This is a genomic window from Aeoliella fuhlenseeensis, assembly GCF_052161615.1.
GTDB lineage: Bacteria > Planctomycetota > Planctomycetia > Pirellulales > Lacipirellulaceae > Aeoliella.
Map to the genome: position 1 here is coordinate 2,841,696 of NZ_CP197417.1, position 17,782 is coordinate 2,859,477.

15 protein-coding genes are annotated in these 17,782 nt (G+C 59.9%); 7 read left to right on the forward strand and 8 right to left on the reverse strand.

The features are described from left to right. Positions 1-42 precede the first annotated feature (42 nt). Positions 43-588, reverse strand: a complete 546-nt coding sequence (locus SH292x_RS11120; protein ID WP_442485683.1) for a PSP1 family protein — start codon at positions 586-588, stop codon at positions 43-45. Positions 589-775: 187 nt separating this feature from the next. Here SH292x_RS11120 and bioB point away from each other — a divergent pair, with 187 nt between their 5' ends. The 3 genes from bioB (at position 776) to SH292x_RS11135 (ending at position 5,513) form a co-directional block, all read left to right on the forward strand. Further along, a complete protein-coding gene (gene bioB, locus SH292x_RS11125) occupies positions 776-1,807 on the forward strand; it encodes a biotin synthase BioB (RefSeq protein WP_442485684.1) in 1,032 nt (343 codons plus the stop codon). A 284-nt stretch (positions 1,808-2,091) separates the two neighbouring features. Further along, entirely contained in the window at positions 2,092-4,536 is a 2,445-nt protein-coding gene (locus SH292x_RS11130; protein ID WP_442485685.1) for a CARDB domain-containing protein, read from the forward strand. Between the two features lie 170 nt (positions 4,537-4,706). After that, entirely contained in the window at positions 4,707-5,513 is an 807-nt protein-coding gene (locus SH292x_RS11135) for a DUF6655 family protein (RefSeq protein ID WP_442485686.1), read from the forward strand. A 9-nt stretch (positions 5,514-5,522) separates the two neighbouring features. Here the strand turns inward: SH292x_RS11135 and SH292x_RS11140 are convergent, their stop codons facing one another. Both SH292x_RS11140 and SH292x_RS11145 read right to left on the reverse strand, forming a co-directional pair. Further along, complete coding sequence (locus tag SH292x_RS11140) at positions 5,523-6,710, reverse strand: ribonuclease D (protein ID WP_442485687.1); 1,188 nt, start codon at positions 6,708-6,710, stop codon at positions 5,523-5,525. A gap of 80 nt (positions 6,711-6,790) precedes the next feature. Beyond that, positions 6,791-8,425, reverse strand: a complete 1,635-nt coding sequence (locus tag SH292x_RS11145; RefSeq protein WP_442485688.1) for a sodium:proton antiporter — start codon at positions 8,423-8,425, stop codon at positions 6,791-6,793. 285 nt (positions 8,426-8,710) lie between these two features. On the opposite strand from SH292x_RS11145, the gene SH292x_RS11150 reads away from it, so the two are divergent. The 3 genes from SH292x_RS11150 (at position 8,711) to SH292x_RS11160 (ending at position 10,440) form a co-directional block, all read left to right on the forward strand. Beyond that, complete coding sequence (locus tag SH292x_RS11150; protein ID WP_442485689.1) at positions 8,711-9,427, forward strand: (5-formylfuran-3-yl)methyl phosphate synthase; 717 nt, start codon at positions 8,711-8,713, stop codon at positions 9,425-9,427. Between the two features lie 337 nt (positions 9,428-9,764). After that, complete coding sequence (locus SH292x_RS11155; RefSeq protein ID WP_442485690.1) at positions 9,765-9,986, forward strand: hypothetical protein; 222 nt, start codon at positions 9,765-9,767, stop codon at positions 9,984-9,986. A gap of 139 nt (positions 9,987-10,125) precedes the next feature. Beyond that, a complete protein-coding gene (locus SH292x_RS11160; protein ID WP_442485691.1) occupies positions 10,126-10,440 on the forward strand; it encodes a polyhydroxyalkanoic acid system family protein in 315 nt (104 codons plus the stop codon). Between the two features lie 20 nt (positions 10,441-10,460). On the opposite strand, the gene SH292x_RS11165 is transcribed toward SH292x_RS11160, so the two are convergent. Beyond that, complete coding sequence (locus SH292x_RS11165; RefSeq protein WP_442485692.1) at positions 10,461-11,540, reverse strand: hypothetical protein; 1,080 nt, start codon at positions 11,538-11,540, stop codon at positions 10,461-10,463. A gap of 425 nt (positions 11,541-11,965) precedes the next feature. Between SH292x_RS11165 and SH292x_RS11170 the strand changes: the two genes are divergently transcribed. After that, complete coding sequence (locus SH292x_RS11170) at positions 11,966-12,631, forward strand: tetratricopeptide repeat protein (RefSeq protein WP_442485693.1); 666 nt, start codon at positions 11,966-11,968, stop codon at positions 12,629-12,631. Positions 12,632-12,653: 22 nt separating this feature from the next. Here SH292x_RS11170 and SH292x_RS11175 read toward each other — a convergent pair whose 3' ends face one another. The 4 genes from SH292x_RS11175 to SH292x_RS11190 all read right to left on the reverse strand — a co-directional run bounded on the left by SH292x_RS11175 (position 12,654) and on the right by SH292x_RS11190 (position 17,460). Beyond that, positions 12,654-13,865: a thioredoxin family protein gene (locus SH292x_RS11175; RefSeq protein WP_442485694.1), complete on the reverse strand. Its 1,212-nt coding sequence runs from the start codon at positions 13,863-13,865 to the stop codon at positions 12,654-12,656. A 1,014-nt stretch (positions 13,866-14,879) separates the two neighbouring features. After that, positions 14,880-15,317 carry a hypothetical protein gene (locus SH292x_RS11180; RefSeq protein ID WP_442485695.1) on the reverse strand — a complete coding sequence of 146 codons (438 nt, stop codon included), beginning with the start codon at positions 15,315-15,317 and terminating at the stop codon, positions 14,880-14,882. A 57-nt stretch (positions 15,318-15,374) separates the two neighbouring features. Then, positions 15,375-15,824: a zinc-ribbon domain containing protein gene (locus SH292x_RS11185; RefSeq protein ID WP_442485696.1), complete on the reverse strand. Its 450-nt coding sequence runs from the start codon at positions 15,822-15,824 to the stop codon at positions 15,375-15,377. Between the two features lie 352 nt (positions 15,825-16,176). Continuing rightward, entirely contained in the window at positions 16,177-17,460 is a 1,284-nt protein-coding gene (locus SH292x_RS11190; protein ID WP_442485697.1) for a YncE family protein, read from the reverse strand. Between the last annotated feature and the right edge of the window lie 322 nt (positions 17,461-17,782).

Here is a 17,782-nt window from a genome sequence, read left to right on the forward strand (position 1 = left end):
GTAAGACACGTCCCCAGGCACCCGACGCGTCATTCGCGGTCGCTACTTCTTGCACGCGGTCGCCACTGCACAACTCACGCACGAGCTGCATCCCCCCTGGCCTTTCGCATCTTCGGTGCCGCAACCGGGGCCGCAGCCTTCGAGCAGGGTGTCGGTGAACTGGCGGAACTTCACGGTCGCTTCGTAGGCTTCGGCGAGTTCGGCGGTGCAGGCGTCCACGGCCGGAGTGACTTCACCTAAGAAGTAGAAATAGAGACCTTGGCCATCAAGCAGATGCTCGACATCGACGAGCGTTGCCGAGAGCCCGCGGTCCGCGAGCAACTCGCGGCAAGCCTCGAAGGCTTCGTCGCGGCGGCGGTCCATCCGTTCGGCGAGCATTTCGTCCTCGACCGTCATGGCCCGGAGGAGCTCGCCATCGGCTTCGCGTGGGTCTTGCCAGCCGTCGGGCTCGGTGAGCACTTCGCCCGATTCGAGGCCACGGACGGTGCGGACCACCACGCGGCGGCCCCGGGGGTAGATGGTCCCTTCGGGCGAACGAAACTGCCCAACGAGCCCCATGGCACCAACGCGTATCAAGTGATTCGACATGCAGTCTCAGAAGAATAGGTGAGCCGGGTCGTCGCCGACCCCGGACTTTTGTCGTTGAACGGATATATCCATTGTGAGCCGCCCATCCGCCTGCGGGCAAGGGCAGAACGGCGTCACCCTTGCCTCGCTGGGGCCGCCAAACGATACTGGCGGGACGATTTTTCCCGCTTTTCGAGGATCCCTTCGCATGACTCGCACCGCTTCCGCTCCCCTCACGCTCTCCGCAACTTCCAGCCGCTGGCACGAAATGGCCGAGCGAGTGCTCGATGGCGAACAGCTCACGGCGGCCGAGGCCGAAAGCATCCTGGCAGCGCCGGACATCGAGTTGCTCGCTCTGCTCGATGCGGCGTATCGGGTGCGGCATCGACACTTTGGCAACCAAGTGCAGCTCTACCTGCTGATGAACGCCAAGAGCGGATTGTGCCCCGAGGACTGCCACTACTGCTCGCAGTCGAAGGTGTCCGAGGCCGAGATTCCCAAGTACAACATCCTGAGCCGCGAGAAGCTGCTCGACGGTGCCCGCGTGGCGGCCGAGAGGCAGGCGAAGACGTACTGCATCGTGATCTCCGCCCGCGGTCCGAACGAGCGCGAGATGAAGGCGGTCGAGACGATCGTGCCGGAAATCAAGGAGCAGTACAACCTGAAGATCTGCGCGTGCCTGGGTCTGCTGACGCCCGACCAAGCCGAGCGGCTCGCGGCGTGCGGTGTCGATCGCGTGAACCACAATCTCAACACGGGCGAAGCCTACTACAGCGAGATCTGCACCACGCATGGGTACGCCGATCGTGTCGACACGCTGAAGGCGGTACGCAATGCCGGCATGGAAATGTGCAGCGGCGGCATCATCGGCATGGGCGAAGAGCCGAGCGACGTGGTGCAGATGGCCATCGAACTGCGTGACCTGGGCGTCCATTCGATCCCCGTGAACTTCCTGAACCCCATCGACGGCACTCCGCTCGCGGGCAAGAGCGAGCTGACCCCGCAGTACTGCCTGAAGGTCTTGGCGATGTTCCGCCTGGTGTGCCCCGACCGCGAACTTCGCATCGCGGGCGGCCGCGAGATCCACCTCCGCAGCCTGCAACCACTCGGGCTCTATCCTGCGAACTCGATCTTCGTCGGCGACTACCTGACGACCAAGGGCCAGGCTCCCGACGCCGACTACGCGATGATCCGCGACCTGGGATTCGAGATCGTCGAAGCGGCGGAGGCGCTGCGGTAGCGTTGTGCTTCATCGCTTGTAGAGAGCTGGCACGCTGAAGCTGCTATCGTGGTTGGGCTCGTGTTTGCCCGCGAATAAGCAAGCATGAAGTATCGCGGATATTGGGTGCCAGCAGTGCTGCCCTTGCCCGCAGTCTTTCGCTATCCGGAAAATCCGTTGCGATTGGCTCAACTCGCATTCGAGCAATTGCCGATACCCCACCGATAGCAGGTGAATTGTTGCGGCGGAGCCGCGCGGTTTGGCTGCTAGTTTGGCCCCCCGGCAAGCTACGCAAGGAAGCGAACATGCACCGCCCGAACTTTTTTATCCGCTCGTTTGTTGCTGCCACGCTGGTGACGACTTCGACGTTGCCCGCGACTGCTAGCGACGAGCGCACGCTCAGCGGCCGATTGGCCGAGCTGCGTCGCAGTTGGTCGGGTGAGGCAAAGGTCGAGCAAGTGGCTCATACCGAGCCTACCAAGCGAAGCATGGCCGGCGATCTGTTCGACATGCTCAGCGGCAAGCAAGGCGAAGCCGTTCGCGTGGCGAGCCGCCCCGAAGAGCTGGTTCCGCCCGCTCCTCTGCCCCGTGCCGGCAGCGCGCTCACTCCGATGCAGGAACAGCCCGCGGCGTTCGACATTGGCGAGGCCCTTGGTGGCCCGCTCGGTCGTCCTGTGGCCTCGCAGAAGACTGCTCAAAACGCCCCAGCGGCCCCAGTAAAAGTTGCGTCGCGTCCGACGGGGGCCCCGCGGCGTATCGCCTCGGGCGATCTTGCGCTCGACCTGATTGGCACCACTTCATCTTCGCAAAACACGGCGGGAGTTGGCACCCAAGCTACTAAGGTGCCGATTGCCCCAATTCCTTCCGACGAACTCGATGTCGATAGCTTCTCGCAGGCTCCTTCGGGCGACTCGGCGCAGGGTGGCTTCACATCGGCCGCTGACGCCGCTGCTTCGGCCGCAATGCCTAACGATTCGTCGAGCACGGAACCCGAGTCGTTTAGCACCGAGAAAGTGAAGGAACTCGACGCGTTCGCTATGCCCGGCAATAACGCCAGCGAGAATGCGTCGAACTGGAACACCTCGCCGAGTGCCACGGCCAGCGAGACTATCGAGGTCCAGCCCCCCACCGATGCGACCGGCACCAGCCCTGCCGTTACCAACTCGCCCACGGCGGAGCGTGCGTTCGGTGGCTCGGCGGTGGTGAGCGATCGCTATTCGGAAGAATCGGACAGCTCATTGGCAACTTCGGCGCCAGCTCCAAGTGGTGCGACGATTGCCGGCCCGTCGCAAAACAGCACGGTGCTCTCGTCGGGGCAGCTTCCGCAGCTTGTCTCGCGTGTCGCCGGTCCCAAGACGATTCTGGTCGGCCGCGAAGCACGTTATCAAGTCACCATCGAGAATCGCGGCTCGGCATCCGCCGATCAACTCGCCACCGAAATCGTCGCTCCCGAGTGGGCTGAAGTGATTCACGCTAGCGCTTCGTCGGGCACCGTCCAGCGCCCGGCTACCGATATGGGTGGCACCAAGTTGCGTTGGGACGTGCCGAGCCTCGCCTCGGGCCGCAGCCAGACGCTCGACCTGGTATTGGTTCCCAAGACCAGTCAACCCTTGAGTCTCGCCGTGAGCTGCCACCACGCGCCGGTGGCCACGACCACCATGGTCGAAGTGCAGGAACCGAAGTTGTCGATGGCACTCAGCGGACCCAACGAAGTGTTCTTTGGTCGTCCCCAGAAGTATCGCCTGTCGCTCAGCAACCCCGGCACCGGTCCCGCCGAGAACATCGTCGTCCAGCTGATGCCTCCTGGTGGCAACCAAGCTGTGAGCAGCTACCGCGTGCCACGCCTTGCGGCGGGCGAGTCGAAGTCGGTGGAGATTGAAATCACCGCCCGCGATCCGGGCGAGCTCGCGATCAAGGCAATTGCTTCGGCCGATGGCGATCTGCGCAGCGAAACGTCGCAGCAAGTGTTCTGCCGCCAGCCACAACTGAACGTCGATTGGCGTGGTCCTGATCGCAAGTACGCGGGTACCGAGGCGACCTACTACTTCCGCGTGCGTAACCCTGGCACCGCGTCGGCCGATCAAGTGGCGTTCGATGTCGCGCTGCCCGCGGGCTTCGAGTTCCGTACGGCTAGCGACGGCCATCAGTTTGATGCTGCCACCCAGCGCGTGCTGTGGAAGATCGGCACCCTGCGTCCCGGCGACGACTGCTATCTGGAACTCCGCGGCGTGTTGAACCAAGCTGGTGCCAACGAGTTCCGCATGTCGGCCGAGAACTCCGAGGGCGATGTCCGCGACGCCAAGGCCGCAACGACCGAAGTGGTTGCGCTGGCTGACCTGAAGCTCGACATTGTGGATCCCAAGGGCCCCGTGCCCGTGGGTACCGAGGTGGTGTACGACATCACCGTGACGAACCGGGGTCGTAGTGCGGCCGAGGAAGTTGCCGTGGTAGGCTTGTTCTCCGAAGGCATCGAACCGCTGTCGGCCGAGGGTGGCGAGGCGTCGATTGGCGATGGACGCGTTGGCTTCCATGCTATCAGCACGTTACCAGCCGGCCAGCAAGTGAAGCTGAAGATTCGGGCGAAGGCCCTGTCGGCGGGCACGCACTTGTTCCGTGCCGAAGTGGTGTGCCGGGATCTCGACATCAAGCTAGCAGCCGAAGAAACCACGCGATTCTTCCAGGACGAAGCGAGCGGTGCCTCGAACGGCTCGCCGCTTGGTTCGACCTCGCGTCAGTCGCGGTTCGAGTAGCGGGGGACGGGAAAAGCCGCAGTTGGCGAATGCTAGCAGCGGTGGCGATTGGGGTTGGGTGAGACCGCGAGATTGCTATAATCCGCGGCGAATTGCCCACCCCAGCGACCTACCTGCCCATGCTGCTATTCCACCCCGCCAACAGACGACACGCCCCAAGGCGACCGTCGGTGCGGCACGCGCTGGTGGCGAGCGGCCTGTGTATTTTGATGCTGGCCTCGGGCTGTGGCACCACACGAACCACCTCGACCGCAAGAACCGCTACGGAGCAGTTGCTGGTCTCCGATGCGATTGATCGAGCGGTCGGCCAAGTCAACTTCCGGGCCCTCGCGGGTCAGTCGGTCTTTCTCGCCGACGATGCGCTCGGAACTGTGGTCGATAAGCAATACCTTTCAAGTAGTTTGCGTCAGCACTTGCTAGCAAGTGGTTGCATCCTGCGCGAGAAACGCGAAGACGCCGACTTCGTGGTCGAGGCGCGTGCCGGCGTGGTGGGCACCGATAGCCATGACCTGCTGTTCGGTATTCCCGCGATGCAGGTCCCGCAGCTTGGGGCGTTTTCGGGTGTAGCCCCCGCGGCGATTCCCGAAGTGGCGTTCGCGAAACGGCAAGAGCAACGCGGCTTGGCGAAGGTCGCCGTGTTTGCCTACCATCGCAACACCGGCATGCCGGTCTGGCAGTCGGGTCTCGCCGTCAGCGACAGTACGGCGAAGAACTTCTGGGTGCTGGGTGCCGGACCATTCCAGAAGGGGACGATCTTCAACGGCACGAACTTCGCCGGTGGCGAGCTGAAGGGTGCCATTCCCTTCACTGGTGGACCGGCCGAAGGCGAGCCCGAGCCCGTGGCGCTGGGTCAGGAAGCCTCGTTCGCGTCGCCGCTGTTGTTCGCCGCGGTGGACGACGAAGAGAAAGCCCAGCAGCCTGGCCGAGCCATTCCCGCACCGCAAATGGCGAGCGAGCCTGCGGGTGCCAACAAATAACGGTGCGGGCTATTCCACCGCGAGCGGGTGCTCGCTGTGGGGGTCGTCAATGCGGATGCTCTTGCGGCCGGTCAGCACGTCGTCGATCAGCGAGCCAATTAGCTCCTTCCGCCAACCGCGGGCGAGCACCGGCAGGTCGTTTTCGTTCTCGACCTCGTCTTCCAGCGCAAATCCCAACTGATAGGCGATCATCTCGCGAATATCTGTCGCGGTACACGCGAGGCTCGCCGCAACGTTGGCCTTGCGACAAATGCTGGTGATGGCGGGTACGAGAACTTGGCCGAGCAAATTGAGTTGCGAGGGCATGGGCTTGCCACGCGGCGCACGTACCTCATCCATCGGCGCGGCTAGTCCGCGCTCGACGCACTCCGCGATCTCCTCAATGGCATTCTTCACTGGGCGATGGTTCATGCCGCGCACCGCGCGAATTTTGTCGGGCGTCGAAGTCTTTCGTTTCGCGAGTTCGACGATCAAGTCGTCGCGCAGCACACGCCGGGGCGGAATGTCGCGCTTCTCGGCTTCTGCTTGTCGCCAAAGCCACAGTTCGCGGACGATCGCTAAGTTACGCGGCCCCAAGTTGCCGATGCCCGATACGCGCTTCCATCGTTGGCGGGTGCGGGCTGTAACTACTTCTTCGATGAATGCCGCGGTCTCTTCGTCGAGCCACTCAGCTCGTTCGAGCTTATTGATCTTCAGCATGATCCGTTCGTGCAGTTCGAACAGATAGCGAACGTCTTCGAGTGCGTAGTTAATTTGAGCCGTGCTCAGTGGTCGTCGTCGCCAGTCGGTACGCTGTTCGCCCTTCTCGGCCTTCTTGCCAAGAATGCGCGTGACTACCGAAGCGTAGGCGGCCGGATACTCTTGCGAACAGAAGGCCGCGGCCAGCTGCGTGTCGAACAAATTTGCCGGCACGCGATCGACGGCTGCGAGCGAGAAGTTGATCTCTTCGCGAGCCGCGTGAGCGATGGTCACGTGGTCGCCATCGGCCATCGCCTGCCAGAATGGCTTGAGGTCTTTGACTTCTTGCGGGTCGATCACCGACATCCCATGCTCGGTGACGACTTGAACTAAACACAACTCGGGCCGGAACGTATCTTCGGACACGAATTCGGTATCGAATCCGACTCTCGACGAACTGGCAATCTCGCCGCACAGCTTCTCGAGCTGGGCGGGCGTGGTGATCCGCTGATAGTCCACAGGCTAGGTCTGAAAAGAGGGCAGGAGGCAATTTTCGAACGATTGTATCAGGTTCGCCGCCCGGTGCGATATGCCCTCCCTTAAAGGGTGAGCCAACCCACCAAGGCCAGTATCGGCAGCAGCAAAACTACGCTATAGCCTACGTAGCCGAAGAAACTAGGCATCCGGACCCCCGACGTTTCGGCGATCGCCCGCACCATGAAATTCGGCCCGTTGCCGATGTAGGTCAGCGCCCCCATGAACACGGCACCCAGGCTAATGGCGACCAGCACCTTGTGCGACACATTCGTACCGGGAACGATTTCGCCGAACGTTGCGGGCGAGGCCTCGGCGGCATTGAAGAATACGAGGTACGTGGGGGCATTGTCGAGCACGCTCGAAAGCCCTCCAGTGATCCAATAGTAATGCATTGGCGTCATAATGCCGTCTTTGGCACCGATCAGCGTCCCAAGATCGCCCCCATAGACATCCAGTATCTGGAGCGCGGGTTGCATGCAGATGAAAATGCCGCTGAACAGCGCGGCCACTTCCAGGATCGCGTGGTAGTTGAATCCGTTCCGCTGCCGGACACTCGCCGATCCCAGCGCGAGCGATAGTCCCACCAACGCGAGTTGAACGACTTCCCGCGAGAACATCCAGGGATGAATGTCGGTGCCTGGGATCGCTTTGGTGGGATCGAGCAGCGCCACGGCCAGCACGACGCCGACTAGCAACGGAACATTCAGACCCAAGCCTTCGAAACGCAGCTTGGTCACGTGTTTCGTGTCGCGGTAGAGATCGACGATCGACTCCCGCCGATAGTAGAAGAATCGGTCTATTACCAGATACCAGATAAGCAGCATTCCATTTGCGAGTACCCACGGTGCCCACAGCGCGGACATGGTCCACAAGAAGGGAACGCCCTGCAGGTAGCCAAGAAACAAGGGTGGGTCGCCAATCGGCAGCAAGCAGCCGCCGCAATTGCAGACCACGAAGATGAAAAAGACGATGGTGTGCACCACATGAGCTCGCTCGCGATTTGTTTCCAGCAGCGGGCGAATTAGCACCATCGCAGCGCCAGTCGTTCCGATGAAGCTGGCGAGCAAGGCCCCCACCGCGATGAAGGCGGAATTCGTAAGCGGAGTGGCACGCAAGTCGCCCGAGATGCGAATGCCACCGCTAATGGTGTAAAGGCTAAAGAGCAGCACAATGAACGGGATGAACTCGCTGAGTATCGCATTGCCAGCAATCGCGGCTGCAAATCCCCAATTGGCACCGTGAGTGGCGGGCTGCGCGACGTAATGATAGGGCCAGTGTCCTTCAACCGCTGTAGTGTGCAGGAACACGTAATACAACAGCGTGACGATGGCCAGCGACGCCGCCACCTTGAAGCGGTTGGCGTTGCTTTCCCACCAATGTTCGACGCGAGGAATCAGCGGAAATATCGCCACCGCCCCGAGCAGAATGGCAAACGGGATTACGGCCCAAAAAGGAGGCGCGACCGATGCATGGACCTCGGTTACGTGTTCGGTATTGGCGTCGGTCTCATGAACCACGGCCGGCAGATCGTGTGCTGCGTGGTCGAGGATCGATTCGGTCCCCGCCTGAGGCAGGCCTAAGGCCAAAGCCACGGCATACACGCCCACCACAGCCACGATGCTGGCGACGACTCGTCCACTTGTACCGTTTCCGGTAGAGTGCGGCATAGTTACCAGGGAGGTTGCGGTGGCGGACATCGTTCGAGGCTCCGTGGTCGAACGACGGTTCGACCCCATCAATGGACATTGCATGTAGGGTTGGAAGAGCGCGGCGAGCGAACCTTCCAAAAGGATTCGCTACGGACCACGATTTATTTCTCAAACCTAGATCATCGCAATTGCCATTGAGGCCAGGCGGTCCTGAGGGGAGTCACGATTCGAAGTGCAGTTGCGTAGAATCGATACCACCGGTTTAACAGGATGCCTTCCGAATGCCTGCATTTTCGTGTTTCGCCTGATTGAACATTAATAGCAGTTTCGCCATTGAGTCCTGAATTACTAGTAAGTGTACGAAATGCAACCGAGGCGGAAGACGCGCTCGCGGGCGGTGCCGACTGGATCGATGTCAAAGAGCCCGCCGCTGGCTCACTAGGTCGCCCGAGCGCGTGCGCGTTAGCCGAAGTGGTCGAAGTCGTGGCCAAACGTGCGCCCGTTAGCGTGGCTTTAGGCGAACTACGAGAACTCGGCATGCGCGACGAGGTGGCGAAACTGCCCCTCGCAGGAGTGGACCGCGTGAAGGTAGGGCTCAGTGGGTGTCGAACGCATGGGGGTTGGCAAGAAGAACTCTCTCGACTGATTACTGTTTTGCCTTCGCATGCGTCTATGGTGGCCGTGCAGTACGCCGACTGGCGGACATGCGACGCTCCATCGCCCCGAGAACTAGTAGACTTCGCCCGTGTTGTCCCCTGCGCCGCTATGTTGATCGACACTTTCGACAAACGATCGGGAAAGCTGTTTGATTGGATCGGCGATGAGGAACTCGCGGAGCTATTCGGAAGGGCACACGACCTTGGACTTACCTGCGTCGCGGCTGGAAGCCTGACCACCGCCCAATTCGAAAGAACCGCTCGTGCAGGTGCGGATGTGCTCGCGGTTCGAGGTGCGGCATGCGAACAAAACGTGCGAACGAGCGCAATCACGAGGCACCAAGTGCGAGAGCTGCGCGATTTCCTTTCGCACCGATTCGCCAAAATTTCTTGACTTTGCTTGCGGGATCGAGATAATCCGAACCTATCGGCGTGGGTTCCATCGCGAAACTTCGTGATGCGTGGTTGTGCGAAAAGTTGGTCGACGGTGGTCGGCTTTCTGGCATCCCGCCGTGTGGAAACAGGCTAAACTGAGTTGCGGTAGGAAGTGTCTCGGCATCGATGGCGATCGATCGTCGCGGACGCTCGTGGGTGAACTGTTCGCTTCAGACGCTCCTAAGGGAGGGCAAGCGATACAAAGAACCGCGGACCCGTAAAGCCGGCCACCTTATCCGCTTCTCATCGACATACGTAACGGCCATTCGCAACGGCATAGGTAAAGGGAGGTCCAAGTGCGGCAAGTTTCTGTGCTTGATGCAATCCGGGACGGGATGTGGGATTACGAGCCGGAGAATGTTCGCGTCGATCAGTATCCGTCCACCCGCGCCATGCCCGGAACTCGGGCGAAGCTCGACGTGCTGGCGTTGCGGGCCGAGCAGGGACTTCCGCTGTGGCACAACGAAGACCGCATGGACTACGACGATGGCAAGGACTTGCCTCCTGCGATTGTCTGAACGGATTTCTGCGTTCCGTCGGCGACCAGCCTGGGCGAAAACGTAGCGATCCGTTAATCTGGGTGTTCTGGCAGGCCGCGCGCCCCGTGCGGTGCTGTCCTCAGGATTCTCACGCCCATTTGCTCGGAGGCTTCGAGTCATGCCCCAGTTCAGCGTCTCGGTTCCGCACAACACCACGAAAGACGTCGCCACCGAGAAGGTGAAGAAGATGCTCGACCACGTGGCCGAGAAGTACGCCGATCAGATCAAGAATCTGGACCAGCACTTCGAAGGTGACAAGCTGATCTTCAGCTTCAAGACGCTTGGCATCACCGTGAGTGGCGAGGGAACTGTCGACGACCAAAACGTGAATATCAAAGGCAACATCCCGTTCGCCGCAATGATGTTCAAGGGCAAGATCGAGTCGACCCTCCGCGATTCGCTCGTCCGAATGATGGGCCCCAAGCCTGCCTAGCTCGCGCTCGCTGCTCGGCTCTATTCCACCTGAATCGTGTCGGCCGTCACCTGAGCTGAAAGTCCGGCGGGCTTGGCAATGGCTTCGATGAGTTCCGCGAGTTCCGCCTCGTGAACTTCGAAGCTCACCCGAGCGGTCCAGCGATCGGACTGGCGAACTTCGTCCGAGACGTCGAGTTTCCTGCCGAGCTGCTTCGCCAGTTGCTCGAGCACGGCCCCCGCTGGTTGGTCCTGAGCGCGTAGCGAGTAAACCTGCTTACCCGCCACGGGCTTGGACCGTGGGGGACGCGGTGATGAGGTCCGTCCGCGAAGTGCCTCATGCTCTTCGGTCGTGGCCGCGATCGTCACCCGCGGTGCCGAACCGGCCTTCGCTAGTGCGGCAGACTTTGCTTCGCTGTCGGGAGCCGCCGCGAGTTGCCGGCGGTCGTACGACTTCTCCAGCACAACCGGCCGTTCAATCGGCACGATGCGGATTGACTTGGCTTGCTTGCCTGACTGCCAAGCGAGATCGAATCCCACTAGCACCAGCGCTAGGTGCTCGCCGACGGTCATCGCCGGCAGTTCCTTTCGAGGCCACAGGTCGTGCGGCACGGCATCCAGGTTCTCGACGCGAACGCCCCCCTGCTCCGCCAGTTGCTCGACGAGCCTTCGCGGTTCGGCGAGTCTTGGAATGTCCATCACCACTCGCCGCTCCATTTGCCTTCGCACACCAGGGGCGACTTGCTTGTTTTGCTCGCGAGCAATTGCTAGCAGCGTGCGAAACTCGCGAACGCTCTCCGCGGGCCCGACGTAGATAAGGTCGCCCTCGCGAACCCACCCCGCATCGGCTTGCTCAGTGAGCTGATCCAGCACCTCGCCCAGCGTCGAGTTGGTGGCAGTGATTTCGATGGAAGTCGATGGATCGACTCGGCGATCGAGCCACACGCATAATCGTTGCGACTGCGCCAATCGGTCCGCGGCTTGCCGAAGATCGATCCCCTGCCAGGTGGCGGTGACCGTGGTTTCGGCGAAGGCCCCAGCCCCGTGGCACCCCATCGCGCACGCCCAAAAAACGGCGTGAATCAGCCGCCAGAACGAGCTTCGCTTGGGGTCGCGTGGCATGTCGAAATCGCGGGCGGTGGAAGGAGGGACACTATCACCGGTACATTCGGAAAGGGGTGGCTTCGCAAGTTTCTCGCCGTGGCCCGTGACAAACGTACAAACGTCCATTTTAATGAGCCGAGCGGCGTCGCGGCAAGGAAATCGAACTGGTCTCTTCGCGTCCGCCAAAACTTTTGCTTGTGTGCTTTGTAACCGTGATTACACTCGGTTACAGGGACTGATCGCATGCAGTCCACTGCGGCTACTGCTAAGCCATAAACGGCTTCGTGGCGCCGGTGACTCACTTGTGCGAACACTTTTCAATTTCAGGAGTTGTCGTCCCGCGGCCCGCGGGACGTTCAGCGGAGGAACAACTGCCGTAGGACGCGGCGGTGATTCAGGCGTCGGAGCAGACGTACGAGGCAAGTTCAGGTAGGAGTATCAGCGTGGATATCGATTCGTCCCGTGCCCCGATTCTCGTCAAGTTCTACCACGAGTATTTGGACCAGCAGGACTCTGCGAACTTCATTCAGCGCGTTGCGCGTCGCTACACTTGCGCCACTCTCGAACGAGTGGCGGAGACGGGTGATCGTATCGCTCGGCGTGGCGCTGTGCTTGCGCTCGGCTTCATGGGCGATTACAGCTCGAACGCCGTGATGGGGCGGGCGCTGGTCGACCGTGACCGTGGCGTGCGAACCATTGCCGAGAACGGCATCCGCGATCTCTGGTGCCGCGTCGGAAGTCGCGAGCAGCGACTCACCCTGCGAACCATCATTCGCTTGAACCAAACCAAGAACTACCAGCGAGCCATCGACTTGGCGACCGAGTTGATCCACGAGTCGCCCTGGATCGCCGAAGCATGGTGTCAGCGTGGCACAGCTTATTATCACTTGGGCCAGTACGATGCCGCGATTCGCGACTCGCATCAATCCCTCGAGATCAATCCCTACCACTTCACCTCGGCTGCCGGCATGGGGCAGTGTTATCTGCTGCTCGACAATCCTGTCGCAGCTCTCGATTCGTTCCGCCGAGCCCTGCGTCTGAACCCTGGCATGGAAGAAGTCCGTGCTCAGGTCATTCAGCTACAGCGTTCGATCAAGGACGAAGGTTGAGCTTCCGTTTCGCCGCGAATCGTTAGCGAATCGTGCGACCTTCCGCCCCGGCGTTCATCGCTTGGCGAACTCCGGCGGCGTAGACCTGCGGTTGGTTGTAGAACTTCCGCAGGTTGTCTTCGCTGCTGAACAAGTAGAACCGGCCCTCGTACTCGATGCCGAACTCTTGCTTGCCAGCTTCGACCTTGTTCGAGTCGATCGCTAACACAGGGTCGATGCCCGAAAGTGCCGGTGCGAACTCATCGCCGTTCGCCAGGAACGCGTCCCGCTTCTCCGCCGAAGTGAAAAGGTAAGTGCGACCGCGGTGGTAGCAACCAAATCGGGCGTCACCTTGCTGCCAGCGATTCTCTTGCTTCATCGTCACCGGGCAGTATCCGAAGAAACCGAGCGGCGGCGAGTTTGGTGGCAGTTGCGGTGCAGCTTGGGCGACCGGACCTGTCGGTGTAGTTGCTGTTGGCTCGGGAGTTACGGGAGCCAAGGCTGCGGTGGCGTAGCGTTCGCCCGCGACTGGCGGGGCAGCTGACTCCATCGTCGTGACCGGCTGGTTGGTGTAGGGATTCGCAATCGACACGGAGCTCACCGTGGTCTCTTGAGTCGCTGCGGGCTGCGAAGGAGTGGTTGCATTCATCGCAGCCGTGTGCTGCTGGGCGGCTTCCACTGCCTGGGCATAAGGATTGCTCACCAAACCGCTTTGGGGCAAACCCGTGAACGAGTTCATGTCGCCCGAGGCAGGGAGCTTCGAGAGGTTCGGATTCACTGGCACGCTCGTACCGCTGCCGTGACTCGCGACTTTGAAGTCGCGAGCGGTCTTCGCCCGGTGCTGTTCGGCAATGCCGGACATCTGGGCAACGTAGGCCATCGGAGTCTGCGGCGAGGTGAGTCGCTCGACCATCCGTCCCTGCGGCGTGATCACCACGTCGGTCGGCACCCGCGTGATGCCAAACCGCTCGGCGGTGGCGGGGAACTCATTCGTATTCAGCTTCACAGGAACATAGTGCGTCTGCACGGCACCCGCGACGGTCGGCTGGTTGAACACCGTGGCGTCGAGCACGCGGCACGGTCCGCACGAGTCGCTGTAGAAGTGAATCAGCAGCAGCTTCTGCTCCTTCTCCGCTTGGGCTCGAGCCTTGTCGAGGTCGGTCTGCCACGGCACCCCCATTCCGTTATTCCCCATCGCCACGCCGGCTTGGAGTACGAACAGGGTTACCACGAGAAACTGTTTGCAGATCCGCATCGCTGTCTTCCTTGACATCGGGGGAAGTTCGGTTCGAGTCGCTCGGACGATTGCAAAGCGTGCTAGCAATCCATGCCAGCCCAGCCCGCGCGTCCATCGTTTGGTATCGACCGCGCCCCACGAAGAGCTTGTAGGAAAATGTGCCGGTTTTGAGGAGAGGACCATCGCGCTAGCAGCGGAGTAAAGTCGCAGCTCCGCGATATTTCATTGGGTGCGACTTTATTATTTTCCCGCCCTGTGGAGGTTTCGACTTAACTCTCGTCGCCCCAACCCTTTGCGCCGACCGCTGTTCAAGGAGCCGCAAGAGTAATGTCGCAGGGGGTAACCGCAGGTGCGACATTTCGAATTCGGAAGGGGGAATTCGGAAGGGGGAAGTACGCCTTGGCTGAACAACGCAGGCCGGATCAAGCGGAGCGCCGACCCGGCGCTAGCAAGTACGCCAACAGCGCAAGCACCGGCCTCCGCCAAACCAGCGTTGGTCGCCATTTGTGATGCATCGAATTGTCAAAGACCACCGCGCTGTCGCCCGCGGACCACTACGAGAGTGGCAGGTGTTCATTGGAACACAATGTGAGCGCATTTTCAAGTGCCTGGAAGCAAAAAAGTGGAAAATAGTTCAGGTGGCAGGGAATGGTCAAATTGGGGTGAAAGGGTGTGGGCAGGGGTAGGCGGTGGTCATGGTGCAAGTCGCCAAGCCCCTTAGATCAACACCAGCCGTTCGCGGTCACGTACAACTTCCACCAATCTGGAGGATTGATCGCTTGGCGGTGCATTCCCAGATGGAGGCTGAATGTCGAGCAGGATACAAAGAAGGTTTGCCCTCTGGGATGGACACGAAATCGGAGCGCGTTGCCGCAAACGGAGCACTTCATGTCGAGCAGATCGCGCTCCTCGCATGCAGCTTCAATATGGTCTCGGATCTCGGCGTGGGTCATTGTTCTGGTCCGGAACCATGTCGAGTGCGAGGAAGGGATGCCATCCGCGCGATGGGTCCACGGCTTGGCCCGCAATGGTCTACTTAGGAGCGGTGTACGTAGAAAGCTCTCCCTCGTCGTTAACTGAAGTTTTGGCCCTCAGTCCATAATCGCGGACCAACCGGTCAAAGACCTTTCTTCGATCTGGTTTCCTGAAAAGTAACAATAAGAAGTCCGCCTGCTGCTCTTCCGACCAGCGAGACATCGACAGCCCTAAAGCGGTGAGCACGGCGTCGGAATCGCTGTCTATCAATAGGGCTGCTGCCGGTGCTCCCAAGGGGGTTCCGAGTCTAGACTTAACAGCTATCTCTCGGCCAATCAAATCCCATACTGTGGGCAACAGATTCTCATCGACCAGGGCGCGGCTTGCAAGTTCGATAAGAAGCCCGTACTTGTCGAGGTGCCAATCTTCGTAACGTAGTAGTTTGAACAACTCGTTCGTTGGCATCTGCTTCACTGTTTCGCTGACTTCGAACATGCAGTCCATGCCTCCAGACACGGCTCGGGGTGGATGCGACCCCAAATTATGGTAGTGTTAGCATGCCTCGGGTCCCCAATTCTTCGCAATCTGCGACAGCAATACACGGTGGTTCTCCCGCACCCCGTCCGCAAGCGCGAGTCCACCGGCCTCCATCGCCTCGATGACCAAGACCAGTCGCCTCTTCTCCACGATATCCGTGCTCTTGAGCAGTGCCGCAGCAATGCCTCGGTCATACTCTTGTTGCAAAGCCTTTAGCTCGCGTAGCTCCCTCCGGCAATTAATGCATTCCTTGGGGAGTGAGTCGACCCAAAACCTGAGCTCTTCGTACCAAAACTTCTGCTCCTCGGCCGTAAACACGAACGACTCCCCACAGCGCGAGCAGTGAAACGCTGCATCGATATACCAGTGCCGAGGGCAGACTGTAAAGTTCTGCTTCGAGGTGGCAGCGCGAACGGCAGTGCTGTAGTCGAGGTGTTTGACTCCCCAAAAGAGGTGAATGGGCATCTGGCGAGGGTTGCTTTCTCCGAAGTGGTCGCACACGTGGGCCTCGGATTAGGGTTGGGACAAACGGTTTACCCGATTGTAACCGTTCCGTTCGCCGGCCTCTGCGCAAGTCGCTGGACCCGATAGGCCACCTTCTAATAGTTCCTAGGCTACGCAGGGTAGTTGCTTCCACTGGCATCGGTGAGATTGGAAGGCCCCGGGATGCCGTCCCGCCAGGGGGTTCACCCCCTCAGCCACGGCCAAAGGCAGGGGAACCTGCCGGCGGACTGCGCGAACATCACCATCCAACTTGTCCACGCCGGCAGTACCTCCCACCGTATGGCACTAGATGGGTGGAAGCACCCATCCTCTGTCAGTCGGACTTTCGCACACCAACAACCCCACGCCACGAGATCACGAGTATCGCCAGTATCGAAGTTCCAGCTAATAGAGCGGACGGTGGTTCTGGTACGACATGAAAAATGTACGCGCGACCTGCGCGATCGTGAAACCCCGTCTCGTTATGGAGATCTTGGATGTAGTCGCCTGATGCGAGAACACCATCTTCAAATCCTATAGCCCATCCCCATCGCTTAAACAGTTGCGGCGCGGGGTGCGGAATGTGGCCGAGAAAATCTCCTGTTTCCGCGCTGAAGATCAAGACTTGTCCCGTAAGGTAATCGTAAGAGTTCCTTGCCGCAGAACCAATCGCAATCCATTCATCACTGATCTCTGCGTCAAATCCGAGTTGGCCGAGTCCGTTAATGCCGGCTGCCGACGGAATCAATTCCGTCGATGCTCCAGTGTGCAGGTCGTAGAGATATGCTCCGCCGTCTAATGGACCTAGGACGTTTGATCGTAACGCTCCAACCACTAACTTGTGCCCTTCCAGATCTATCGCGGATCCAAACCACGGTCGTTGGGTAGTTGTGTCGCTTGGTCTATGCACAGAGTGTTCTAGTTCCCAGCTGACGGTATTGTATAAAAAAACTGAATTGCGACTTTGATCGGCAATAGCCACCAGATCGCCGGAGATCGAGATGTCACTTCCGAACTTGTGTTCTGTGGAAAGTGGTGGCAAATCCGGTGGATGCAAAACGGTGATTTCTTGGCCGCTGCTAGCGCTAAACACGTGCACCCGGTCAAGGAAAGGGTCTCCAATCAGAACTATATCGCCGGCGATATCCACCGAATAGCCGAAACGCCTAGCGTCACTAGGCTTAGCAAAAGTCTGAAGCAAATTGCCATTGGTAATATCAAATAGTTCAGTTGCCTCGCCGCCCCAAGCGACCGCGTTACCTGAGCCCGACGATCCAACGAGTAAGCGGCTTTCATCGATCGCGAGAGATTCGGCTCGAACCGCGGTGCAAGCGACCTTCACTTCGAATGAGTGTAGATACGAGCCGTCCGCCGTGGAGTAAATATGTACTTGTTCTCGATCTGGCTCGCCTGAATGGCCAGAGCGAGTAACAAAGAAGCCGTCTCCAATGGCCACCTGATTGCCGAAGCCACCAAGTACGTCAGGCCTGGGATTATCAAGTGCGGCCACTAGCTCGAAACCGAGCGGCGATTGTGCTAACGACTGTGTTGGAGTCATCAAGGTAAGGGCTAGCATCGCCAGAGCAATAAACCTGAAACGGATCTCTAATTGGTACATCGAGGCAGCCAAGGAGGGAGGGCGTGTTGTGGTTTATGGACGGCTAGAATATCGCAGCCCCCACTGGCTTTGCGGTCTTACCGTCCGTTAAGTCCTAAAAGTTTGCGGCTGAGTAGAATTGAAGTCGTGGGTGCCATCGGCTATTGCAGTCTAAACCAATTTGGTTTTCACTCCAGTACGGGTAGGGGGAGATCAAAGAGTAAGAAAGAAGCCTTCTGCTTTTGTTATAGAGTAGCACGTCCCCTCCTTGTTCCCGGGTGCATGGGAAACAATTAGATGTGATCGTCCACCGTGACGTCGGGCTGGCCAACGTAGGTTCCGC